Source organism: Pseudomonas sp. NFX5 (assembly GCF_049132125.1).
In the GTDB taxonomy this organism is placed as follows: Bacteria; Pseudomonadota; Gammaproteobacteria; order Pseudomonadales; family Pseudomonadaceae; genus Aquipseudomonas; species Aquipseudomonas marginalis.
This window is the reverse complement of the sequence record NZ_JAFMZG010000045.1, coordinates 57,277-80,365: the sequence shown is the minus strand read 5'-3', so window position 1 is coordinate 80,365 and position 23,089 is coordinate 57,277. Positions and strand designations below refer to the sequence as shown.

17 protein-coding genes are annotated in these 23,089 nt (G+C 62.2%); 6 read left to right on the top strand and 11 right to left on the bottom strand.

What is annotated here, in order from left to right:
• Window positions 1-2: 2 nt before the first annotated feature.
• The 3 genes from acnB (at window position 3) to J1N02_RS31855 (ending at window position 6,894) form a co-directional block, all read left to right on the top strand.
• A complete protein-coding gene (acnB, locus tag J1N02_RS31865) occupies window positions 3-2,612 on the top strand; it encodes a bifunctional aconitate hydratase 2/2-methylisocitrate dehydratase (protein ID WP_027608550.1) in 2,610 nt (869 codons plus the stop codon).
• Window positions 2,613-3,031: 419 nt separating this feature from the next.
• Window positions 3,032-4,180, top strand: coding sequence for an integrase core domain-containing protein (locus tag J1N02_RS31860; RefSeq protein ID WP_421148313.1), 1,149 nt, complete (start codon window positions 3,032-3,034; stop codon window positions 4,178-4,180).
• Window positions 4,181-4,773: 593 nt separating this feature from the next.
• On the top strand, window positions 4,774-6,894 hold the full coding sequence (locus tag J1N02_RS31855; protein WP_053130326.1) for a TonB-dependent receptor: 2,121 nt from the start codon (window positions 4,774-4,776) through the stop codon (window positions 6,892-6,894).
• A 5-nt stretch (window positions 6,895-6,899) separates the two neighbouring features.
• Here J1N02_RS31855 and J1N02_RS31850 read toward each other — a convergent pair whose 3' ends face one another.
• Genes J1N02_RS31850 through J1N02_RS31830 form a run of 5 tightly spaced genes read right to left on the bottom strand, consistent with a single transcriptional unit; the run spans window position 6,900 to window position 13,293 of the window.
• A complete protein-coding gene (locus J1N02_RS31850) occupies window positions 6,900-7,670 on the bottom strand; it encodes an energy transducer TonB (RefSeq protein WP_098479255.1) in 771 nt (256 codons plus the stop codon).
• Entirely contained in the window at window positions 7,667-8,113 is a 447-nt protein-coding gene (gene tolR, locus J1N02_RS31845; protein WP_027607142.1) for a protein TolR, read from the bottom strand. Before tolR ends, J1N02_RS31850 begins: the two co-directional genes overlap by 4 nt.
• Before the next feature lie 14 nt (window positions 8,114-8,127).
• Entirely contained in the window at window positions 8,128-8,820 is a 693-nt protein-coding gene (tolQ, locus tag J1N02_RS31840; protein ID WP_092357273.1) for a protein TolQ, read from the bottom strand.
• A 47-nt stretch (window positions 8,821-8,867) separates the two neighbouring features.
• Complete coding sequence (locus J1N02_RS31835) at window positions 8,868-10,733, bottom strand: phytase (protein ID WP_368964172.1); 1,866 nt, start codon at window positions 10,731-10,733, stop codon at window positions 8,868-8,870.
• Between the two features lie 46 nt (window positions 10,734-10,779).
• Window positions 10,780-13,293 (bottom strand): TonB-dependent receptor, encoded by a 2,514-nt coding sequence (locus tag J1N02_RS31830; protein ID WP_421148312.1) that lies wholly within the window; start codon window positions 13,291-13,293, stop codon window positions 10,780-10,782.
• A gap of 451 nt (window positions 13,294-13,744) precedes the next feature.
• On the opposite strand from J1N02_RS31830, the gene J1N02_RS31825 reads away from it, so the two are divergent.
• Window positions 13,745-14,659 (top strand): GGDEF domain-containing protein, encoded by a 915-nt coding sequence (locus J1N02_RS31825; RefSeq protein WP_065941920.1) that lies wholly within the window; start codon window positions 13,745-13,747, stop codon window positions 14,657-14,659.
• A gap of 1 nt (window position 14,660) precedes the next feature.
• The gene (locus J1N02_RS31820; protein ID WP_027607147.1) at window positions 14,661-15,698 is read left to right on the top strand and encodes an AraC family transcriptional regulator; all 1,038 of its coding nucleotides are present in this window, start codon (window positions 14,661-14,663) and stop codon (window positions 15,696-15,698) included.
• Here the strand turns inward: J1N02_RS31820 and J1N02_RS31815 are convergent.
• From J1N02_RS31815 to J1N02_RS31795, 5 genes are all read right to left on the bottom strand, one after another.
• Window positions 15,685-16,566 (bottom strand): LysR family transcriptional regulator, encoded by an 882-nt coding sequence (locus J1N02_RS31815; protein WP_098479252.1) that lies wholly within the window; start codon window positions 16,564-16,566, stop codon window positions 15,685-15,687. The genes J1N02_RS31820 and J1N02_RS31815 overlap by 14 nt on opposite strands.
• Window positions 16,567-16,782: 216 nt before the next feature.
• On the bottom strand, window positions 16,783-17,400 hold the full coding sequence (gene ycaC, locus J1N02_RS31810; RefSeq protein WP_027607149.1) for an isochorismate family cysteine hydrolase YcaC: 618 nt from the start codon (window positions 17,398-17,400) through the stop codon (window positions 16,783-16,785).
• Window positions 17,401-17,427: 27 nt separating this feature from the next.
• Window positions 17,428-19,266, bottom strand: a complete 1,839-nt coding sequence (locus tag J1N02_RS31805; protein ID WP_027607150.1) for an amidohydrolase — start codon at window positions 19,264-19,266, stop codon at window positions 17,428-17,430.
• Window positions 19,263-19,853 carry an antibiotic biosynthesis monooxygenase gene (locus J1N02_RS31800; RefSeq protein WP_027607151.1) on the bottom strand — a complete coding sequence of 197 codons (591 nt, stop codon included), beginning with the start codon at window positions 19,851-19,853 and terminating at the stop codon, window positions 19,263-19,265. Before J1N02_RS31800 ends, J1N02_RS31805 begins: the two co-directional genes overlap by 4 nt.
• A gap of 106 nt (window positions 19,854-19,959) precedes the next feature.
• A complete protein-coding gene (locus J1N02_RS31795) occupies window positions 19,960-20,547 on the bottom strand; it encodes an NUDIX domain-containing protein (RefSeq protein ID WP_027607152.1) in 588 nt (195 codons plus the stop codon).
• A gap of 164 nt (window positions 20,548-20,711) precedes the next feature.
• On the opposite strand from J1N02_RS31795, the gene J1N02_RS31790 reads away from it, so the two are divergent.
• Complete coding sequence (locus tag J1N02_RS31790; protein ID WP_027607153.1) at window positions 20,712-21,638, top strand: alpha/beta hydrolase; 927 nt, start codon at window positions 20,712-20,714, stop codon at window positions 21,636-21,638.
• Between the two features lie 195 nt (window positions 21,639-21,833).
• Here J1N02_RS31790 and J1N02_RS31785 read toward each other — a convergent pair whose 3' ends face one another.
• On the bottom strand, window positions 21,834-22,991 hold the full coding sequence (locus J1N02_RS31785) for an alpha-hydroxy acid oxidase (protein WP_092357281.1): 1,158 nt from the start codon (window positions 22,989-22,991) through the stop codon (window positions 21,834-21,836).
• Between the last annotated feature and the right edge of the window lie 98 nt (window positions 22,992-23,089).

The following is a 23,089-nucleotide window of genomic DNA, read 5'->3' as shown; positions in this document are numbered from 1 at the left end:
CTGTGCTTGAAGCCTACCGCAAACATATCGAAGAGCGTGCAGCACTGGGTATCGTTCCCCAGCCGCTTAATGCCGAACAAACCGCAGGCCTGGTTGAGCTGCTGAAGAATCCTCCGGCTGGCGAAGAAGAATTCCTCGTTGACCTGATCACCAATCGCATTCCACCGGGCGTTGACGAAGCTGCCTACGTCAAGGCCGGTTTCCTGTCTGCCCTGGCCAAGGGCGAAGCCACTTCCCCCCTGATCGACAAGAAACGCGCGGTTGAACTGCTCGGCACCATGCAGGGCGGCTACAACATCGTGACGTTGGTCGAGCTGCTGGACGACGCCGAGCTGGCGCCTGTCGCGGCTGCCCAACTCAAGCACACCCTGCTGATGTTCGATGCGTTCCACGACGTCGCCGAAAAAGCCCGTAACGGCAACGCGCACGCCAAAGCCGTGATCCAGTCCTGGGCTGACGGCGAGTGGTTCCGCAACCGTCCGACCCTGGCCGACAAGATCAGCCTGCGCGTGTTCAAGGTCACCGGCGAAACCAACACCGACGACCTGTCCCCTGCCCCGGACGCCTGGTCCCGCCCTGACATCCCGCTGCACGCCCTGGCCATGCTGAAAATGGCACGTGAAGGCATCGTGCCGGACGAGCAAGGCAAGACCGGCCCGATGAAGCAGATCGAAGAAATGCGCGGCCAAGGCTTCCCGATCGCCTACGTCGGTGACGTGGTCGGTACCGGCTCTTCGCGTAAATCCGCGACCAACTCGGTGCTGTGGTTCTTCGGCGACGACGTTCCCTACGTGCCGAACAAGCGCGCCGGCGGCTTCTGCTTCGGCAGCAAGATCGCTCCCATCTTCTACAACACCATGGAAGATGCCGGCGCGCTGCCGATCGAATTCGACGTGACCAACATGAACATGGGCGACGTGATCGACCTGTACCCTCATGCTGGCAAAGTCTGCAAACACGGCACCGACGAAGTCCTGACCACCTTCGAAATGAAGACCCCGGTCCTGCTCGACGAAGTTCGCGCCGGCGGCCGTATCCCGCTGATCATCGGCCGTGGCCTGACCGACAAGGCGCGCGCCGAGCTGGGCCTGGGCCCTACCGACCTGTTCAAGCTGCCTGAAGCACCGGTCGACACTGGCAAGGGTTTCACCCTGGCCCAGAAGATGGTCGGCAAGGCGTGTGGCCTGCCGGAAGGCAAAGGCGTTCGTCCAGGTACCTACTGCGAACCGAAGATGACCACCGTGGGTTCCCAGGACACCACCGGTCCGATGACCCGTGACGAACTGAAAGACCTGGCGTGCCTGGGCTTCTCGACCGACCTGGTGATGCAGTCCTTCTGCCACACCGCGGCCTATCCGAAGCCGATCGACGTGACCACCCACCACACCCTGCCTGACTTCATCATGACCCGTGGCGGTGTATCCCTGCGTCCAGGCGACGGCATCATCCACAGCTGGCTGAACCGCATGCTGCTGCCGGATACCGTCGGTACCGGTGGTGACTCCCACACCCGTTTCCCGATGGGCATCTCGTTCCCGGCGGGTTCCGGTCTGGTCGCCTTCGCCGCCGCCACCGGCGTGATGCCGCTGGACATGCCGGAATCGATCCTGGTGCGCTTCAAAGGCAAGATGAAACCTGGCATCACCCTGCGTGACCTGGTTCATGCCATTCCTTACTACGCGATCCAGGCTGGCCTGCTGACCGTAGAGAAGAAAGGCAAGAAAAACGCCTTCTCCGGCCGCATCCTGGAAATCGAAGGCCTGAACGACCTGACGCTGGAGCAGGCTTTCGAGCTCTCCGACGCCTCGGCCGAACGTTCGGCTGCCGGTTGCACCATCAAGCTGTCGAAAGAATCCGTCACCGAGTACCTGAACTCCAACATCACCCTGCTGCGCTGGATGATCGGCGAAGGCTACGGCGATGCCCGTACCCTGGAACGTCGTGCTCAAGCGATGGAAGCCTGGGTCGCCAACCCGGAACTGATGGAAGCCGATGCCGACGCGGAATACGCCGAAGTCATCGAGATCGACCTGGCCGAAATCAACGAGCCGATCCTCTGCGCACCGAACGACCCGGACGATGCCCGTCTGTTGTCCAGTGTTGCCGGCGAGAAGATCGACGAAGTGTTCATCGGTTCGTGCATGACCAACATCGGTCACTTCCGTGCTGCCGGTAAGTTGCTGGAGCAGGTCAAGGGTCAGTTGCCAACTCGTCTGTGGCTGTCGCCGCCGACCAAGATGGACGCTCACCAGTTGACCGAAGAAGGCTACTACGGCATCTACGGCAAGGCTGGCGCGCGCATGGAAATGCCGGGCTGCTCGCTGTGCATGGGTAACCAGGCACGTGTAGAGCCGAACTCGACCGTGGTATCGACGTCGACCCGTAACTTCCCGAACCGCCTGGGTGACGGCGCGAACGTCTACCTGGCTTCGGCTGAGCTGGCGGCAGTCGCGTCCACCCTGGGTCGCCTGCCGACCGTCGAAGAGTACATGGGCTACGCAGCGAAACTGGACACCATGGCCAGTGACGTCTACCGCTACCTGAACTTCGACCAGATCGCCGAGTTCCGCAAAATCGCAGCAAGCGCCAACATCCCGGTGATCCAGGCTTAACGGTGTGTTGATGTGAAGGACGCCGCGTATCGCAAGGTACGCGGCGTTTTTTTATGCCTGGAATACCAACACATTCAGTTGATCCCTTTGCTAATGACCCACCGCTATCGGGGGCAAGCCCCCTCCCACAGTTTTGACCGCGCCAGGCGACCTTATACCCTCAACCACACCACCGTCTGATCCTGAGAATGAGCTGACTGATGTACATCGCTCCAAATGTGGGAGGGGGCTACACCCCGATGACCTTATACCTTCAGCTGCGCCACCGTCTGATCCTGAGCCTGAGAATGAGCCGACTGATGTACATCGCTCCAAATGTGGGAGGGGGCTTGCCCCGGTACAAACCGGGGACATCGTTTACATTTCTAACCGGGGACATGGTTTACAGGCTAATACGCATGATCAGGAGGTAACTGATCATGCCCTGGAACCAAGAGTCCCCCATGAATCAAAGAATCAAGCTGGTAGCTGATTGGCTTTCTGGCAACTTCACTAAAAGCCAGTTGGCACGCCGCTTTGACGTTAGCCGACCTACCGTCGATAAGTGGATTGCCCGGCACGACGGCGATTTGAGGTCTTTATCCGAACTGTCCCGGCGACCTCACAACAGCCCAAATAAAACCGACGACGAGATTTTGGCCCGTGTAGTCGCGATGAAGGAGGCTCACGATAAATGGGGGCCGAAAAAGCTTCTCGAGCTATTACGGCTGGAAGATCCCTCCGTCACCTGGCCCTCTCCAAGTACGGCCGGTCAATGGCTTGACCGACTTGGGCTCGTCAAAAAGCGGCGCTTCAAACGCCAACACAGCATTTCCCACACACAAATGCGAAAGGCCGACGAACCTAACAAGACGTGGTGTGCTGACTACAAAGGGCAGTTCAAGATGCTTAATGCTCAGATGTGCTTCCCTTTGACCGTCACAGACCATGCGTCGCGGCTGATTTTAGCGTGCAGGGCCCATCCCAAGATCATGACCCAGCCTGTAAAACAGACCTTTGAGAGGCTTTTTCAGGAGTACGGCATGCCGGAAGTTATCCGTTCGGACAACGGGGTACCGTTCGCCTCTCCTGGCCTGGCAAGAATTTCCACACTGGCAGTTTGGTGGATTCGGCTGGGTATTTATCCCGAGCGAACCATGCCGGGAAGACCCGCCCAGAATGGTCGCCATGAACGAATGCACCGTAGCTTGAAACTTGAATTGCCCTTAGGGAAAAACTTAGTCGAGCAGCAGCTTTTGCTGGAGCATTTCAGGCATGAGTTTAATTACGTACGCCCTCACGAAGCGCTCGGCATGAAAAGTCCGGGAGACTTGTATGTGCCGTCCACCCGAATTTATCCAGGATGCTTGCCCGATGTGGAATATCCGGCAGAAATGAAAGTTCGAAGCGTCAGGCAGGACGGATCGATCAAGTGGAACGGCAAGTTGGTATTTATCAGCGAGGCGCTGTCCGGGGAAAGGATAGGGCTCAAAGAAGCTGAAGATGATGCTTGGGATTTGTACCTGTGTGATTATCCCTTGGGGAGGCTTGGACGAGGTATGACCCGCGTCCAGGCCTCAAATGTGTAAACGATGTCCCCGGTTTCAGATGTAAACGATGTCTACGGTTCTACACCCCGATGAGGGTGGGTCAGTGATACTTGGGTTGACTGACTCACCGCTATCGGGGGCAAGCCCCCTCCCACATTTACCGAGTACACCAGACCCAACTCCGGTCGGCTCTAAGGCCGCCGCGCTTCGGCTTTTGATCTCAAATCGCCCCGTCAAACCGGAGTGAGGGCACACCGAGCCTAGGCGAGGTGCCGAGTGTTGGGGCGAGGACCTTTTGCTTACTTTTGGGTCCCTCCAAAAGTGAGCCGCTGTAAGAGCGGAACCATAGGCAGCCGTTACCGCAGCAACGGATATGTACTCGGTCAAAGCCAACGACATGGTCGGCCCGAAGGCCGCCACGGGGGCAAGCCCCACATCTGGTTATGCGGCCAGGCGAGAAATATCATCAGATATACGCATCATAAATAAAAACTAACTGCATATCTTTAATAATGAGCATATAACAAAACAGACTTTTACGAACGTCTTTCCTATCCATATTGTTATGTCCAGCACCGACCCCTGACCAGGTGGAGGCCTTGCCTGAACCACCACTTTCTCAGGGACCTACCATGAGCCACATCGCCGCGCCCAATCGCCTCACCCTTGCTGTCTCCCTCGCCCTGTTCGGCGCGTACGCCCACGCCGATGACGCCGCGCTGCCGGTGGTCAATGTCACGGCCGAGCACCGCAGTGAAGACTTGCAGAAAACCCCGCTGGCGATTTCCGCCTTCGACGAGAAGAGCCTCGACGACAAGCAGATCCGCAGCGTGCGCGATCTGTCGGGCCAGGTGCCGAACCTGACCCTCAGCCGCCAGTCGATCTCCTACAGCGCCCAGACCTATGGCATTCGCGGCATCGGTGAAACCGACCCGATCCAGGAAGCCGCCGTGGCGGTGTACGCCGACGACTTGTACATCCCCCGGGCGATTTCCTCGATGCTCGACTTCAATGACGTCGAGCGCGTCGAAGTGCTGCGCGGCCCCCAGGGCACCCTGTACGGGCGCAACAGCAGCGCCGGGGCGATCCGCGTGATCACCCGCGACCCTAACCAGGAAACCCGTGGTTTCGTCGAGCTCGGTGCCGGCAACTACAATGCGCAGAACGGCCGTTTCCTGATCAGCGGCCCGCTGGTGGACAACGCGTTGTTCGGCAGCTTTTCGGCGATCCGCCTGAGCCGCGACGGCACGGTGTCCAACCCGACCCGGGGCAAGGATGTGAACAACGTCGATATCCAGTCTTATCGCGGCAAGCTGCGCTACAAGCCGGAGGATTCACCTTGGGATGTGCAGTTGACCCTGGCCGGCACCTTTGACCGTGGCGACACCACCAGCTACTCGCCGTTCGACGCCAACGGCCGTTTCGACAAGTTCAAGAGCTACAGCAGCCTCGACCCGAAAAACCGCCTTGACCAGGGCAGCTCGGTGTTGCGCGCGATCTATGCGATCAACGATCACTTGAATGTCAAATCGGTCACTGCCTGGTCGTCCTTCAACCAGCCGGTGGACTACGACAACTCGGGGCAGGCCGCGCTGATCCAGAACAACCTGATCCTCTACAAGCAGAACTACGCCACCCAGGAATTCCAGCTCAACGGCGACTATGACGATTTCAGCTTCAGCACCGGCCTGTACCTGTACCGCGAACGCTTCGATGCCGACCGCGACAACCTCACCTACTCCATCGCACGCAACCGGGTGATCGGCCAGGGCCAGTACAGCACCACCAACACCGAAAGCTACGCGCTGTATGGCCAGGGCACCTACAAGATCACCCCGCAGCTGTCACTGATCGCCGGCCTGCGCTTTACCCGCGAACACAAGAACTTCGAGTTCACCAATTACGCGATCAATACCGACCGGCAGATTACCGGCACCAACTTCGCGGCCGAGTCGAGCAAATCCTGGCAGTCCACCAGCCCGAAAATCGGCTTCGAATATGCCTGGACGCCGCACCTCAACCAGTACGCCTACGTCGCCAAGGGCTTCAAGGCCGGCGGATACGACAACCGTGCGCCGACCCGCGCCGCCGCCGAGCAGGCGTTTTCGCCGGAAGACGTGACCACCTGGGAAACCGGCTTCAAGGGCGACTTCTTCGACCAGCGCCTGCGGGCCAACGTCGCGCTGTTCTACAACGACTACAAAGACCTGCAGACCAACGCCTACGACCCGGCGCTGGGGGTGAGCCTGCGCACCAACGTCGGCCAGGCCCACACCTACGGCGTCGAGCTGGAAACCCTCACCGCCCTGAGCCGCGACCTGCAACTGAGCGCCAACCTCGGCTACCTGGAGAGCCAGTACGACGACTTCCAGAACGCCAGCGGTGCCGGGGTCGATGCCAATGGCAAGCAACTGGTGTTCTCGCCGCGCTGGAACGCCAGTGTCGGCCTGAACTACACCATTCCCGCAGGCCTGCCGGGCACCTGGCTGGCGGGCACGGATGCGCAGTTCCAGACCAAGTCCTACGCCAACGCGCTGAACGACGACATCCAGGAAGTGCCGCAGCAAACCTTCTGGAACGCCAACACTCGCTACATCAGCGGCGACGGCCACTGGACCACCACCCTGGCGGTGAAAAACCTGCTGGACCGCGCTTACCCGCAATCGGTGGGCTATGTGCCGTCCAGCGGCGCCCGTTATTACTCGGTCAACGATCCGCGCACGCTGTTGCTGTCGGTGCGCTATGACCTCTGAGTGCGTTACTTGATGCGGTAGTGGAAGGTATTGCGCACCGCCGGTACGGCCACGGCCTTGCCATCAACGATCCTCGGCTGGTAGCGGAAAGTGTTCGCCGCCGCCAGTGAAGGCCGGATAAACAACGGGTGGCAGCCGTCCAGCACCTTGGGGTTTTCCACGCGGCCTTGGGTGTTGACGCTGTACTCCAAGGTGCAGTCGCCCTCGATGTTCTTGTCCAGGGCGCGCTCGGGATAGTCCGGTGCCTCCTTGCTCAGGGGTTGGTATTGGCGACTGTCGAAGGCGGGTGCCGGGGCTGGCGCGGGTGTGGCAGCCCGGGCTTTTTCAGCGGCCAGGCGTTGCTGATCGAGGCGTTGTTGTTCCAGCTCGCGGTTGCGTTGTTCGCTGGCCAGGCGTTCCTGCTGCTCGATTTTCTTGTCTTCGACGCGTTTACGCGCCAGGGCGGCTTTCTCGAGTTTCTGCGCCTGGACCTGCGGGTCGACCACGGGCTTTGCCGGCACCGGCACCGGTATCACCACCGGTTCCGGCGGTGCGGGGGCAGCCACCACCGGTTCAGGCTCGGGTGCTGGCGCCGGTGGCAGCATGACCAACTGCGTGTGCATCACCCGAGGGGCATCCACCACGGGCTTTTGCGTCGACCAGCCCAGCATCAACGCGGCCAGCACGCCGATGTGCAGCGCCACCGCCAGGCTGGCGGCGAGGCTGTTTCTCCAAAACCCGGAAGCATCCCGGGGCGCCATCGTCAGGGTGGGACTGTGCATGATCATCGCCGTCATTGCGGGGCCTCGGTCACCAGCCCCAGGTTACTGACTCCACCCTTCTGCAACACCGCCATGGCCGCGACCACACGGCCGTAACCGGCGTTGTCGTCGGCGCGGATATAGACCTGGGTGTCGCTGCGCGCCGCCACCACCTGCATGACCTTGGCGCCCATTTCATCCAGGCTCACGGCGCTGTCGGTCTGGTGCTGGGTATCGAGTTCGCCGCCGAGGTTCCAGTAGTAGCCGCCGTCGGCCTTTACCGACAGCGTGAGGATCTGCTGGCGGGTGTCGGTGGCCAACGCCTCGGCGGCGACTTTGGGCAGGTCGATCTTCACGCCCTGGGTCAGCATCGGCGCGGTGACCATGAAGATCACCAGCAGCACCAGCATCACGTCGATATACGGCACCACGTTCATCTCGGCCTTGGGCCCGTGCTTGCGTTGCGGCCTGACTAACATGGGAGTTGCTCCTTTCAGGCGGCGACGGCCAGGTTGATCGACGTACCGCGCAGGGTGCGGTGCAGGCGTACCTGCAGCTCGTTGCCAAACGCGTAGTAACGGGTGAGCAGGGTCTGGCCGCGCGCCGCGAAGCGGTTATAGGCGATCACCGCCGGGATCGCCGCAAACAGGCCAATGGCCGTGGCGATCAAGGCTTCGGCAATGCCCGGCGCTACGGTGGACAACGTCGCCTGTTGCACCTGGGACAAGCCGATAAAGGAATTCATGATGCCCCACACCGTGCCGAACAGGCCGATGTACGGGCTGACCGAACCCACGGTCGCGAGAAATTGCAGGCCCTTTTCCAGTTCGATTTCCTGCTCGGTGATCGCCACCTGCAAGGCCCGCTCCACGCCTTCGAGCACCGCCGGGTCATGGCTGTGCAGGTGCTGGTATTCCTGGACCCCGGCGATAAAGATCGGCGCAATGCCGCCCTCGCCCGCCTGCTGGACCTCACGGGACAGTGCCTGCAGATCCGGCGCGGCGCGAAAGCGCTGCACAAACGTATTCAACTGCCGCTCCAGGCGGCGCAGCACACTGCCGCGCTGGATAATCAGGTACCAGCTGAGCAAGGACGCCAACAGCAAGGTGAGCATGACAGCCTTGACCAACAGGCTGGCGTCGCTGATCAAACCCCAGATCGTCATATGTTCCATCGTCGCGTGCATAGTGAATCTCCCATTCGATTAAAAAGTGATGACCGGTTGATGACGGTTCACGGCAATTTCAATGCGCGGGTGACCTCGGCCCAGGGCACGAACTTGAAGTTCTGGGTCTGCTCAGGCATGCGCTTGCGCCCGTCCTGCACCACCAGCATGCCTTGGCTCCATGGCCCGCCGAGGTTGATGGCGGTGACTTCCAGGCCATCGGTTTCCGACGCACCGTCGATACCGGCGGCGGCGTTCAAGCCGACGCGGAAGCCGCCGTGCACGGCAAACGGCGGTTCGGCATCCACCACCAGGTAGCTGTCATTGCCTTGGCTGGAGATCACCAGGTAGTCATGTTTATCGCTTTGGTACAGCGCCAGGCCCTCGACATCCGCATGCAATTGCGCGCCGACCTTGATCACGCTGGTCAACGTCGCCGGTTGATCGGCGCGCGCATCCACCGCCCACACGCCGACGTCTTCCTCACCGATAAACAGGCGCTGGCGCTGGTCGTCGGCCACACAGCCTTCGGGTTGGCTGTCGACCTTGAACTGGCGCACCAGCTCGCCGTGTACACGGCCGTCCGGCGCACTGAGGCGGTATTGCAGGAAGGTGCCGTCCTTGCCGTTGGCAATCGCGTAGATCTCGCCGCTGGCGGGCTGGAACAGGCAGATGCCATAGATTTCCTTGAGCGGCGTGGGCACTTCACCGGCCTCACGCAGCTCGCCGCTCTGGCGGTCGATGCTGAACAGGCTCAGGCTGTTGTGATCACGATTGCTCGCCACCGCCAGGTCCACCGTTTGCGCGCCAAGCTTGAAGTTGGGGCGTACATCGACGTTATTCAGGCGGCCCACCGCCAGTTCCTGCAACAGCTTGCCGTCGAGGTCGTAGGCGAGCAGGCCCTGTTTCTTGTTGGTGCCAAGCACACGGCTGTTGGCCGGGGTTTGCGGGTGAATCCAGATCGCCGGGTCATCCGCCGCGTCGCCCTGGCGGCCGACCGGGTCGCTCTGGCGCAAGGCCGCGACTTCCGGCAACACCGGCACCGCCGCGACGGGCGTGGCCTGCCAGTCGAGCCTGGCCTGGTAGAGCGTGCCGCTGTCATCATCGCGCACCAGCAACTGGCGGCCATTGAGCGCCAATTGCTCCGGCTCTTTCAGACCCGGCAGGCCCAGGCTCGATTGCTCCACCCAGCGCTCGCCGGTGTGCTGGAACAGGTGTAACCGGGCGGTCTTCGGGTCCAGCGCAACCAGGCCACCGGGTACCAGCGCCATGGCCCCGGCTTCGCGCCTGGGAGTGTCGAACAGCGCCACCGGCGTGCGTTTCACCTCGGCTTCCGGGTGCGCCGGGTAGGCCCACCAGCCGACATTCTCTTCATTCACCAGCAACTGCTGGGTGGCATCGTCCACCTGGCAGAACTGCGCCGACGGTGGCAGCGGCAGACCCCGTACACGCTGCGGGTCGGTGAGCAGCGTCGAGCCGTTGCCCACCAGCCATTGCTCGCCCTTGCCCTCTTCGCCCACCAGGAACACAAACAGGTTGGCCGCGGCATCGCGGTACAGGCACAGGCCATTTACCGGGTAGTCGCGGGTCGGCAGGTACAGCGGTTTGCCCCAGTTTTTGCTGGCGCTGTCCAGGCTGATCAGCAACGCCTGCTGGCGCTCGTTGTCGAGGCTGGCGACCAGCACCTGGGCCCCTGCGGCGCGGGTGTCGAGGCTGCTGAAGTTACCCTTGAAACGCGCCAGCTCGGCGCCCTGGCTGTCGAGCAGTTGCAGGCCGTCGCGGGTGCTGGCGGCCAGGCGCTCGGTGGTGTTGGGCAGGAAGCCCACGGCTTCGGCCTTCAGGCTGGGTGCCCACGGGGTCAGCGCCAGGTCGGCGGCGAACGCATGGCCGCTGGTGACCAGGGCAATCAGCAGGTACAGCTTGGAAATTCTCATGGACAAGCAAATCCTTCAAAAACAATGGAGATCAAATGTGTTGAATTCAAAAATGGGTGAAGGTCAGGCCCACTTTGTAGGTGGGGCCGTACTCTTCGTATTGGCCGTTGTAGCTGCGGTGGCCGGTGTAGACGAAGTACGACTCATCGGTGAGGTTCTGGGCTTCGAAGCTGACTTGCAGGTTCTTGGTCAGCGAGTAGCGTGCGCTGAAGTCGACGAAGGTCTGCGCGTCGACGTGCAGGTCGTGGGCCTTGTCGTTGATCGAGGCCAGTTCATACAGGTAGGCCGACTTGTAGTTGGCCGACAGGCGCAGGCTTAGCTTGTCGTCCTCCCAGCCGAGCATCAGGTTGCCGACGGTGTCCGACTGGTTGGGCAGGCTGATGTTGCGCTTGCGATTCGTGCCGCTGGCGGCGTCGAAGCCTTCGATATCGGCGCTGGAGCGGCTGAAGGTGCTGTTGGCGCCGATCAGCAAACCGTTCCATGGTGCGGGCAGCCAGTCGAACTTCTGTGAGTAGGCCAGTTCCAGGCCGTAGAGCTTGGCGCTGTCGCCGTTGGCGTAGGTGTGGGCCTCGGAAAAATTGGTCCAGGCGCCGGTACCGGCAAGGTCGGTGTTGTAGACGAAATTCTTGATGTCCTTGTAGAACACGAATGCCGACACGGTCCCGGCGCGGCCCATGAAGTGCTCGATACCCAGGTCAAGGTTGCTCGATTCCAGGGGCTTGAGGTCCGGGTTGCCGAAGGTGGCTTCGTCATCGTCGATCACGAAACCCGGCGCCAGCTGGCCGAACGTCGGGCGCACCACCGACTTGGTCCAGGCCGCGCGCACCTGGGTGTTCTTGTCGATCTTGTAGCGCGCATGCAGGCCCGGCAGCCAATGGTGGTAGCGGCGCTTGGTCTCGGTGGGCGTGAACACGCCATCGGTGGCACCGGTGCCCTTGGCTTCGAACTCGGTGCCCTCGTAGCGCAGGCCGGCGATAAAGCGCCAGTCATCGATGTCGAGGGTGTTCATCAGGTAGCCGGCGTTGATGTCCTCGCGGATGGTGAAGTCGTTGACCCGCGATTCGGTCTCGTCATAGAAATCCGCCGGGTTGAGGCTGCCGATCAGCTGCTTGATGGCGCTGGGGCTGATGCCGGGGCCGTAGTTGCCCAGGCGATAGTCGACGCTGCCCTTCTGGAACCGGGTGAGGTTGAGTTGGTCGGCGCTGAAGCCGAGGGTGTCGAAGTCTTCGTAGACCCAGGCTTCCAGGTCGTTGTCCTTGTTGCGGCGGCTGACCTTGCCACCGAACTTGACCTGGGACGCGTAGCCGCTCAGGTCATAGTCGCGGGCCAGGTCCAGGCGCAGGTTTTTCTCGGTGTCCTGGGTGTTCTGTTTTTCCCAGTCGACCTTGTCGAGGCTGAAGTTGCTGGCGTCGTAGAAGCCGCTGCCGATGATCGGGCGGGGTTTGTCCTTGTCGTAGAAACCGCTGTTGGCAAAGTCGCCGCCGTCGAAGGTGGCGCCGGCGATATGCGCCGGGCTGTCTTCGCTGGATTGGCTGTAGCCGGCCTGGCCGCTTAAGGTCCACAGGCCGAGCATGCGTTCGCCGCCGAATACATAGGATTGGATTTCCTGGGTTTCCTCACGGTTTTTCAGCTTGCGCTTGCCCTCGGCATCCCCCAGTTGGCCCGGGGCCTGGGGGTCGGCAAACTCGATGCTGGTGGAGTTGCGGGTTTCGGTGTCGGTGTAGCGGCTGTAGAGGGTGCGCAGGTAGTAGCTGCTGAGGTCGTCGGGCTTGTAGTCGAAGTTCAGGCCACCGCCGGCACGCTCGCGGCTGATGTCGTAGTCGCGCTGTTCGAACTCGTTGAGCCGGGCGCCGTCGGTGAAGTCCCAGGCGCCGCCGGTTTCGACGTTGTCCGAGCCGAAATCGCGCTTTTGCCAGCTCAGCGCCGCAGCGACGCCGAAGTTGTCGATGCCGTCGCCGAGGCTGAAACGGTTACTGGCGGCGCCGGAGAATTTCGGGCTGGTCTGGTGGGTGTTCTTGTCGTAGCTGGCTTCGCTGCTGCCGGTGTAGAACAAACCTTTATGGTCGAAGGCCGAGAGGCTTTGCACATCGACGGTGCCGCCGAGGGAGTTGGCATCCATGTCCGGGGTGAGGGTCTTGATCACCGACAGCGACTGCACCAGTTCCGAGGGCAGCACATCGAGGGCCACGGCGCGGCGCGCGCTTTCCGGGGCGGGCACCAGGGTGCCGTTGATGGTCACGCTGTTGAGGTCCGGGCCCAGGCCGCGCACGCTGACAAAACGCCCTTCGCCCTGGTCGCGCTCCACACTGATGCCCGGCAGGCGCTGCGCCGCTTCGGCGACGTTCTGATCCGGCAACTGGGCCACGCCGTCGGCATGCACCACGCTCTTGATGCTGTCGGCGCTGCGTTGCTCCTTGAGCGCCTGGTCGATGGCGGCCGCCTGGCCGACCACCTCGACGTGCTCGGTGGCGCTCGCTTCGGCGGCGCTCAACCGTTCACTGGCCATCGCCAGGGCCAAGGCGGTAAGCGTAAAGCTGACGAGCCCGGTGCGCTTGTACATGCAATCCTCCCCAAGAATCCGTTGGCGCCAGGCAAGGGGCCCGGCAACTGGGAGGGCACGCTAGGGGTGGGGGATGACGGTTCTGTGACAGTAGGTCTGTGGCAGGCCCATAAACCGGGGGGTTTAGCCGATTTCCGGTTTGAAATGAGCTGAAATGACCTCAGTAGATCGAATGTGGGAGGGGGCTTGCTGTGGTGAAGGGGCTTGTCCCCCGACGGGTTCACTGAGGATACGGGGGGCCTGCTTCGCAGACCAGCGCGGGGCAAGCCCGCTCACCACAGCAAGCCTGCTCACCACAGCTAGCCTGCTCACCACAGCAAGCTCCTCCCACATTTTTTGATCGCCAGTGTGTTTGAGCTGAGCTGATTCGACCCTCCTCCACCGTCATCCAACGGTCACATCCATCTGCTGTGCTGGCGCCCACCACTCATTTGCCCAAGGACCTGCGGCCATGTTTTCCGTGCTCAAGCCCCACCGCTGGAAACTCTCGTTGCTGCTGATCGCGGCCAACCTCGGGCTGATCCTGCACCTGGCCTGCGGCGAGTTGAAAAGCGTCAGCGAATGGGTGTGGCTGGATATCTTCGGCGAAGGCGGTTCCGCCCTGCTCGCCCTGGTATGGCTGGGCCTGGTGCTCAAGAGTCGCCCCGCCGGGCGCGTCACCAATTACCTGGCGCTGGGCCTGTCGTGCATCTTTTTCTCCTGGTGGATCGACAGCCTCGACGAATTTATCCGCCTGCCCGACAGCATCACCTGGGACCATTGGCTCGAGTCCGGGCCGATGCCGGTGGGCATGATCCTGCTGACCATCGGCATCTACCACTGGCACCGCGAACAACTGGCGATCAGCGCACAGATGGAAAAGCGCGAGCGCTTGTTCCGTGAACATCGACTGTTCGACAAACTCACGCCGCTGGCCGGCGCCGACTACCTCAAGCGCCAGCTGGCCGACAGCCTGCAGGACAGCCGCGAGCAGCAACAACCGCTGTCGCTGCTGGCCCTGGACCTGGACAACTTCGCCGCCATCAACCAGGCCTACGGGCATGCCGAAGGCGACGCGGTGTTGCAGGCCCTCAGCCATTTGCTGCTGCTCAACCTGCGCCGCCAGGACCTGGTGTGCCGCCTGGCCGGCGACCGTTTTGTGGTGCTGCTGCCCAACACCGGCGAACGCCAGGCCAAGGAGCTGGCGCTGGAGTTGCAGCAAGCGGTGCGCGGCCTGGCCCACAAGACCCGGCAACAGGGCGAACGCCTGCAACTGGCGGCGACCACCGCCGTGGTCATGGCCCTTGAAGAACCGCCCCAGGATTTGCTCAAGCGCCTGAACCTGGCCTTGGCCAGGGCCAAGCAACCCCTTGCGAAAAGTGCCTGAGATGGCCGTCAAAACCAGCTGGTATGAAGCCGACAGCCGCTTCATTCCAGGGCATTACCAACCCGCCACGCTGATCGACCTGGCCTTGTCCCGGGACATCGACAGCCATCGCCTGCTGCGCGGCACCGGGCTGTTTCACGAGGACATCCTGGCCGGCACCGCGCACTTGAGCCCGCAGCAGTTTTTCGGCTTGATCGGCAACAGCCGCAAGTTACTGGACGCCGACGACAGCAGTTTCCTGTTTGGCCAGCGCCTGCTACCGGGCTATTACGGTGCCGCCAGCCACGCCCTTGGCCATGCGCAGAACCTGCACCAGGCCCTGGAGATCCTGATCCAGCAACAGGTGCTGCTCAGCCCGTTGGCCAGCCTGCAACTGGAGCTGGATGAGCACCACGCCTACCTGTACTGGCTGGACAGTTGCGGCGCCGGCGAGCACTGGCGTTTCCTGCTGGAAGCCAGCATGACCTCGCTGGTTGCCATGAGCCAATGGCTCAGCGGCGAGCGCCTGCCGTGGGCGTGCAGTTTCAGCCATGCCGAACCGCGTTATATCGAGCAGTACTGGGTGCACCTGGGCGAAGACACGCGCTTCGAGCGCCCGCTGGACATGATGACGATCCCGCGCGAATACCTCACCCGCACCTGGCCGGGCGCCTCGGCCACGGCCGGCCAGGTGGCGCGCCGCCAAGCCCGCGAGCAGATCGAGCAGCTGGGCTTTGCCGGCAGCTTTCTCGACTGCCTCTACGAGTACCTGCGCGACCAGGTGCGCCAGCCGCCCAGCCTGGAACAGGCGGCCCAGGCCTTCGCCATGAGCCCGGCGACCCTCAAGCGCAAGCTGCACAAGCACGACACCGGTTTTCAACAGCAGGTGGACCGGGTGCGCAAGCAGGTGGCGTTGCACCTTTACCAGGTCAAGGGCTACAGCAATGATGAGGTGGCGGCGTACCTGAATTTCAACGATGCGGCGAACTTCCGGCGCTCATTCAAGCGCTGGACCGGCAGCACGCCGAACCTGATCCGCCAGCTGTTCAACAGCCGCTAGCCAGGCGTTCGCGCAGAAACGCCACCAGCGCCTGCACCGGCCGTGAGCTTTGCCGGTGCTGGGGGTACACCGCCGACAGGGTCAGGGCTTCGGGGGCAAAATCATCGAGGAGCGTGACCAGCCGGCCGTCCTTCAGCGCGTCGCCGACGATGAAGGTCGGCAGGTAGGTGACGCCCAGGCCGGCGACGGCGGTATCGCGCAGCAACTCGCCGTTATTCACGCGCATACGGCCGGTGACATTCAGTGCTTGCAGCTTGCCTTTGAAGCGCCATTGCACCTGGCGGCCATGGCCGTAGGGCAGGCAGTCGTGTTCGGCGAGGTCTTCGGGTTTAAGCGGCGTACCGCGCAGTGCCAGGTACTCGGGGCTGGCGCAATACACGCGCTCGATGCTGGCGATACGCCGAGCGATGAGGGTGGAATCTTCCAGGGTGCCGATGCGCAGCACCAGGTCGTAGCCCTCACCGATGAGGTCCACCGGGCGGTCGCTGAGGTCAACTTCCACCGACACCTGGGGATGGCGCTGCAGGAACAACGGCAACAGGCAACCCAGGTGCGCCATGGCGAACGACAACGGCGCACTCAGGCGAATGGTGCCGCGCGGTTCACTGTTCTGGCCGGCGATGCCCTGCTCCACTTGCTCGACGTCACCGAGCAGGCGCAAGGCGGACTCGTAGTAACTCTGGCCCAGGGGCGTGACATCCAGGCGGCGCGTGGAGCGGTTGAGCAGGCGCACGCCAAGGCGATCTTCCAGCTGGATCAGGCGGCGGCTGACGAATTGCTTGGACAGGCCCAATTGTTCGGCGGCGGCGGTGAAGCTGCCGGATTCCATGACCTGGCAGAACAGGCGCATGTCTTCGAAGGGGTTCATTGTCGCTTCTCGGTAGACGATGGGCTGTTTTATAACTGGATGGTCGCCACACCACAAATCAAATGTGGGAGGGGGCTTGCTGTGGTGAGCGGGCTTGTCCCGCGCTGGTCTGCGAAGCAGACCCACCGGATTCCTCAGTGAACCCATCGGGGGACAAGCCCCCTCACCACAGCAAGCCCCCTCCCACAGGGGATTACCGACAGGCTTGAAAACCGGTTACTTGGCCGTAAACGCCGAGTAGCTGTTCATCAGGTTGCGGTAGTTGGGGATGCGCGGCGACAGCAGGTTGGCCAGGCCTTCCATGTCGTTGCGCCAGTCCACTTGCAGCTCGCAGGCCACGGCGAACCAGTTGACCAGTTGGGCACCGGCGGCGGTCATACGGGCCCAGGCGGCTTGTTGCACAGTTTCGTTGAAGGTGCCGGAGGCGTCGGTGACCACGAACACCTCGAAGCCTTCGTCGAGGGCGCACAGGGTCGGGAACGCTACGCACACGTCCGTCACCACACCGGCAATGATGATCTGCTTGCGGCCGGTAGCCTTGACCGCCTTGACGAAATCTTCGTTGTCCCAGGCGTTGATCTGGCCAGGACGGGCGATGTACGGCGCGTCCGGGAACAGTGCCTTGAGTTCCGGCACCAGTGGGCCGTTGGGACCGCCTTCAAAACTGGTGGTGAGGATGGTCGGCAGGTTGAAGAACTTCGCCACATCGGCCAGGGCCAGTACGTTGTTCTTGAATTCGTTGGGGGAGAAATCCTGCACCAGGGAGATCAGGCCGGTCTGGTGATCCACCAACAGCACCACGGCGTCATCTTTGTTCAAGCGCTTGTAAGTCATGGGTTAACTCCTTTGTGGGTTTAGGTATCAGAACGCAAAGCACGAGCAGCCAAACGCCCCCCAGAAACCCTGGAAGTCGCTGACCGGCACGCTGGAAAGGCGCGCCTTTTCGTGGCTGTGGGAATGCACGCCGCACGGGCCGCTGCATTGGTGTACTTGAGCCTGCACAGGCGAACTCGGGCGCCAGTGCCCCGGCACCTTGACCACCGGCGACCAGTCCGGCAGCACCGGTACGCGTGGCGGTGCAAAGTCTTCGAAGTCGCCGGCGCCGTAGACCACCTTGCCGCCAACCACGGTGAGCACCGATTCGATCCACTTGATGGCTTCTTCATCGACGCTGAAAAAGTCCGCCGACAGCGCCGCCACGTCCGCCAGTTGGCCGACCTTGATCTGGCCTTTCTTGCCCTGCTCGGACGAGAACCAGGCGCTGCCATGGGTGAACAGCTCCAGCGCGGTCAGGCGCGGCAGGCCTTCGGCGTGCAGCTCCAGGCCACCGACGGTGCGGCCGCTGACCATCCAGTACAGCGAAGTCCACGGGTTGTAGCTCGAGACTCGCGTGGCATCGGTGCCCGCCCCCACCGGCACGCCTTCGGCCAGCATGCGCTTGATCGGTGGCGTGGCTTCGGCGGCCTTGGCACCGTAGCGCTCGACAAAGTATTCGCCCTGGAACGCCATGCGGTCCTGGATCGCGATACCGCCACCGAGGGCGCGGACCCGCTCGATATTCTTCGGCGTGATGGTTTCGGCATGGTCGAAGAACCACGGCAAGCCATTGAACGGGATGTCGCGGTTGACCTTCTCGAACACGTCAAGCATGCGCGAGATGGACTCGTCATAGGTGGCATGCAGGCGGAACGGCCAGCGCTGCTCCACCAGATGGCGCACCACCGGTTCCAGCTCCTGCTCCATGGTCAGCGGCAGGTCGGGACGGGGTTCGAGGAAGTCTTCAAAGTCCGCCGCCGAGAACACCAGCATTTCACCGGCGCCGTTGTGGCGCAGGTAGTCATCACCCTGGTGCAGGGTGACGCTGCCGGTCCAGTTCTTGAAGTCGCTGAGTTCTTCCTTGGGCTTCTGGGTGAACAGGTTGTAGGCGATGCGTACCGTCAGTTGCTCATCCTTGGCCAGTTGCTCGATCACCGCGTAGTCATCGGGGTAGTTCTGGAAACCACCGCCGGCATCGATGGCGCTGGTCAGGCCGAGGCGATTGAGTTCACGCATGAACTGGCGGGTGGAGTTGACCTGGTATTCCAGCGGCAGTTTCGGGCCTTTGGCCAGGGTCGAGTAGAGGATCATCGCGTTGGGTCGCGCCACCAGCATGCCGGTGGGGTTGCCGTGGCTGTCGCGCACGATCTCGCCGCCCGGCGGGTTCGGCGTGTCCTTGGTGTAGCCGGCCACGCGCAAGGCGGCGCGGTTGAGCAAGGCACGGTCATACAGGTGCAGCACGAACACCGGGGTGTCCGGTGCGGCCTGGTTGAGTTCTTCCAGGGTCGGCATGCGTTTTTCGGCGAACTGGAATTCGTTCCAGCCACCGACCACCCGCACCCATTGCGGCGTCGGGGTACGGTCGGCCTGCTCCTTGAGCATGCGCAGGGCATCGGCCAGGGACGGCACGCCTTCCCAGCGCAGCTCGAGGTTGTAGTTCAGCCCGCCACGGATCAGGTGCAGGTGCGAGTCATTGAGACCGGGGATCACGGTGCGGCCCTTGAGGTCGATGACCTGGGTGCCGCTGCCACGCAGGGCCATGGCCTCGCCATCGGTGCCGACGGCAACGAAGCGCCCCTCGCGGATGGCAACGGCGGTTGCCCGCGGGTTTTCTCGGTCCACGGTGTGGAACTGGCCATTGAACAGAATCAGATCGGCGTTCATAGGGTTTCCTTTACAGAGGCTTCAAGCCAGGGAGCGAACAGGCGGGTGGCGGCCGGCATCAGCAGGTAGACCACCAGCAGGACGATGGTCACGGTGACCAGGAAGGTCGCGACCACGTAGTTGGAGAGGAACGGGTGCAGGCCGAGGATCGGGGCCCACACGATCGGCACCAGCAGGGTCAGCGGCAGGATCACGCACAGGGTCACCACCGCCTGCTTCCAGCGCGGCGGCTTGGCGGCGCTGTCGGCCAGGGGCGTGAACCAGAACTCGTTGAGCGCACCGATTTCGGTCTTGTCGCCGTCGGCCAGCATCGGCGTGGCTTCGGCGATCAGGGTGTTGCGCTCGGGGGAATTGAGCCAGGTTTCCAGGTCGTCGGTGGAGCGGTAGCGCAATACGCAGGTGAACAGCGTCAGGCCGTTCTGTTTGCTGCGCACCACATCCACACCGAGGTGGCCGGGACGCTCGCCGGCGATGCGCACGGTGCGGCGCAGCCAGGCTTCGTAGTCGGCTTCGCGGCCGGCCTTGATCAGGTGTTTGACGACCAGGGTGACGACTTCGTCGGGCCCTGTCTGTGGTGCTGGGTCCATGGGATGCCCCTCTGCCTTGAAATATCAGCGATGAGGGGAGTTTGCCGAGGACAGCGTCAGGAAAATTGCATGTACGTGCTGTTTAAGGGGGAGCGCTGGAAAGGGCTCACCAGCCTTCTTTCAACATGCGCAACTCCAGGTGCTGCAACAGCATGATGGTCTTGCCGTCGGCGATCTCGCCGCTCTGCACCATGGCCAGTGCCTGCTCGAAACCCAGCTCCAGCACCTCGATGTCCTCGCCCTCCTCTTCCAGGCCGCCGCCATGGCCGACCCGGTCCCCCGGCTGGTACTCGCCGAGAAAAAAGTGAATCCGCTCAGTGACCGACCCCGGGCTCATGAACGCCGCATAGATCTTCTCTACATGGCCGACGCGGTAGCCGGTCTCTTCCTCGGCCTCCAGGCGAATGCGCTCTTCGGGGCTGGCGTTGTCCAGCAGCCCCGCCGCCGCTTCAATCAGATAGCCGTGGTAGTCATTGACGAAGGTGGGCATGCGGAACTGGCGAATCAGCAACACCGTGCGTTGCTCGCGGTTGTACAGCAGGATGGTCGCGCCATTGCCGCGGTCATACACCTCGCGGGTCTGGGCTTGCCAACTGCCGTCGCGGCGACGCAGGTCGAAGCTGTATTTTTTCAGCAGGTACCAGTTGTCCGAGAGGGTCTCTTCGGCGGTGATACGAACGGGGCTGTTGTCCATGGTCAGGCCTTTGCTCAAAAGAGCACGAGCATGTCGCGCCGACATCAATGGCGTCAAATGCTGTAACACTTTGCAAGCAATCCCCCTGCGCGGCCGTCGAATTTATACCTGCCTGTGCAGGCCATCTGGTAAAACCCCAGCTTCACCTTTGCCCAGGAATCTCCATGCCCTCTCGTTTTCTATCGCGCCTGAGCCTGCGCTGGTTTCCCCTGCTGTGCATGGCACTGTTGATCGTCGGCCTGCCCGTGGGCTGCGCGGTGCTGCAACACAAGGAGCGCGAGCTGGTGTTTCGCATCGAACCCGGCACCGCCAGTTGGTACAGCGGCTTGCCCAAGGCGGTGCAGGAATTCGAGCTCAAGCCCGCCAGTTTCAAATCGGGGCAGAACATTCATGGCTGGTGGTACCCGGCAGCCAACAAGGACGCACCGGCGATCCTCTACCTGCATGGCGTACGCTGGAACCTCACCGGGCAGCTGTTTCGCATCGAGCAGTTGCACGCCCTGGGTTACTCGGTGCTGGCCATCGACTATCGCGGTTTTGGCCAGAGCCACGGCGAGCTGCCCTCGGAAACCACGGTCTACGAAGACGCGCGCATCGCCTGGGAACGCTTCCAGGTGCTGCAGCCGGACCCCGGCAAGCGCCTGATCTACGGGCACTCCCTCGGCGGCGCGGTAGCCATCGACCTGGCCGCCGAACTGGGCAAGCAAACGCCACTGCCGGTACGTGGGCTGGTGATCGAGTCCACCTTCACCTCCCTGGCCGATGTGGCCACGGCGGTGGCCAACACCTCGCTGCCGGTGCGTTGGTTGCTGTCGCAGAAGTTCGACTCCATCGACAAGATCGCCGATATCCATATGCCATTGCTGGTGGTGCATGGCCTGGATGATCGCTATGTGCCGCCCCGTTTCAGCGAGCAACTATTTGAAGCGGCCCGGCAACCCAAGCGCCTCTTGTTGGTGCCGGGTGCCAGCCACAACAACAGCATGAGCCTGGCCGGTCGCAGCTATCGCCAGGCACTCGACAACCTGATGCAAGCGAAGATGCCCGCCCAGGTTGTCACCCACACAACCGGCCGTGACAACGAGTCATAAATCCGTTTTTCGGCACTGGGTTCGCGCTGGGCTGTCAAGCGCAAACCCTGCCCATACTGGCCCTCGCCGGCAGTTGATCAAATATTAACCTTTGGTTAAATCGCCAACCCTGCCGGGCGTTCGCAAAGTTATCCACAGAGATACCCACGGTTTTCGTGGACAACTCTTTTTATTTTTTTACGATTTTTTTGCTGATTAAACGGTTTCTGGAAATGTACCCGGCAGCAGAATCTCGCGATTCACATCGCGTATATCGTTATAGCCACACAGCGCCATCGACACGTCCAATTCACGGGCGATGATCTCGAGTGCCTTGGTCACCCCTGCTTCGCCCATCGCGCCCAGACCATACAAATGCGGGCGACCGATCATGGTGCCCTTGGCGCCGAGTGCCATCGCCTTGAGCACGTCCTGGCCGGAGCGAATGCCGCCATCGAGCCACACCTCAATGCGTTCGCCCACCGCGTCGACAATCGCCGGCAACTGGCTGATGCTCGACGGCGCACCATCCAACTGGCGGCCACCGTGGTTGCTCACCACCAGTGCATCGGCACCGGAATTGGCGGCCAGGCGCGCGTCTTCCACATCGAGGATGCCCTTGATGATCAGCTTGCCGCCCCAGCACTGCTTGATCCATTCCACATCGTCCCAGCTCAGGCGCGGGTCGAATTGCTGGGCGGTCCACGACGACAGCGACCGCATGTCCGCGACGCCCTTCACATGCCCGACGATATTGCCGAAGCCACGCCGCCGGGTACCGAGCATGCCCATCACCCAGCGCGGCCTGGTGGCCATGTTGAGGAGGTTCGGCAAGGTCAACCTGGGCGGTGCCGACAAGCCGTTGATCAAATCCTTGTGACGCTGCCCGAGGATCTGCAGGTCCAGGGTCAGCACCAGTGCGTCCACGCCGGCCGCCTTGGCACGTTCGATCAATTGCTCGACAAAGCCACGGTCGCGCATCACATACAGCTGGAACCAGAACGGCTTGCCGACCTGTTCGGCGATGTCCTCCAACGAGCAGATACTCATGGTCGACAAGGTATAGCGCAGGCCAAACGCGGCGGCGGCCCGGGCGGTAAGAATCTCGCCATCGGCATGCTGCATGCCCGCCAGACCGGTGGGGGCCAAGGCAACGGGCATGGCCATGTCCTGGCCGAGCATGGTGGCGCGGATCGAACGTTCATCGATATTGCGCGCCACGCGCTGGCGGAATTTGATCCGGGCAAAATCGCTTTCATTGGCGCGGTAGGTGCTTTCAGTCCAGGACCCGGAATCGGCGTAATCGTAGAACATCCGTGGCACCCGCTTTTGCGCCAGCTTGCGTAAATCTTCGATGGTTGTAATCAACGACATCTAGGTCACCTCTCCCTGAACTGAGCGCAGAGAGTAACCGCCCCACGGGTGGGCAACCAGCCATTGCGTTTATATCGACTGCAGATTAATCTCGCACA

Bases quoted from the DNA above. Each gene is read 5' to 3' on its own strand.
- tolR (WP_027607142.1), bottom strand. From the start codon at position 8,113: ATGTTAGTCAGGCCGCAACGCAAGCACGGGCCCAAGGCCGAGATGAAC.
- J1N02_RS31835 (WP_368964172.1), bottom strand. From the start codon at position 10,733: ATGAGAATTTCCAAGCTGTACCTGCTGATTGCCCTGGTCACCAGCGGC.
- J1N02_RS31815 (WP_098479252.1), bottom strand. From the start codon at position 16,566: ATGAACCCCTTCGAAGACATGCGCCTGTTCTGCCAGGTCATGGAATCC.
- J1N02_RS31805 (WP_027607150.1), bottom strand. From the start codon at position 19,266: ATGAACGCCGATCTGATTCTGTTCAATGGCCAGTTCCACACCGTGGAC.
- J1N02_RS31790 (WP_027607153.1), top strand. From the start codon at position 20,712: ATGCCCTCTCGTTTTCTATCGCGCCTGAGCCTGCGCTGGTTTCCCCTG.
- J1N02_RS31855 (WP_053130326.1), top strand. From the start codon at position 4,774: ATGAGCCACATCGCCGCGCCCAATCGCCTCACCCTTGCTGTCTCCCTC.
- J1N02_RS31820 (WP_027607147.1), top strand. From the start codon at position 14,661: ATGGCCGTCAAAACCAGCTGGTATGAAGCCGACAGCCGCTTCATTCCA.
- J1N02_RS31830 (WP_421148312.1), bottom strand. From the start codon at position 13,293: ATGTACAAGCGCACCGGGCTCGTCAGCTTTACGCTTACCGCCTTGGCC.
- J1N02_RS31795 (WP_027607152.1), bottom strand. From the start codon at position 20,547: ATGGACAACAGCCCCGTTCGTATCACCGCCGAAGAGACCCTCTCGGAC.
- ycaC (WP_027607149.1), bottom strand. From the start codon at position 17,400: ATGACTTACAAGCGCTTGAACAAAGATGACGCCGTGGTGCTGTTGGTG.
- J1N02_RS31785 (WP_092357281.1), bottom strand. From the start codon at position 22,991: ATGTCGTTGATTACAACCATCGAAGATTTACGCAAGCTGGCGCAAAAG.
- J1N02_RS31860 (WP_421148313.1), top strand. From the start codon at position 3,032: ATGCCCTGGAACCAAGAGTCCCCCATGAATCAAAGAATCAAGCTGGTA.
- J1N02_RS31825 (WP_065941920.1), top strand. From the start codon at position 13,745: ATGTTTTCCGTGCTCAAGCCCCACCGCTGGAAACTCTCGTTGCTGCTG.
- tolQ (WP_092357273.1), bottom strand. From the start codon at position 8,820: ATGCACGCGACGATGGAACATATGACGATCTGGGGTTTGATCAGCGAC.
- J1N02_RS31800 (WP_027607151.1), bottom strand. From the start codon at position 19,853: ATGGACCCAGCACCACAGACAGGGCCCGACGAAGTCGTCACCCTGGTC.
- J1N02_RS31850 (WP_098479255.1), bottom strand. From the start codon at position 7,670: ATGACGGCGATGATCATGCACAGTCCCACCCTGACGATGGCGCCCCGG.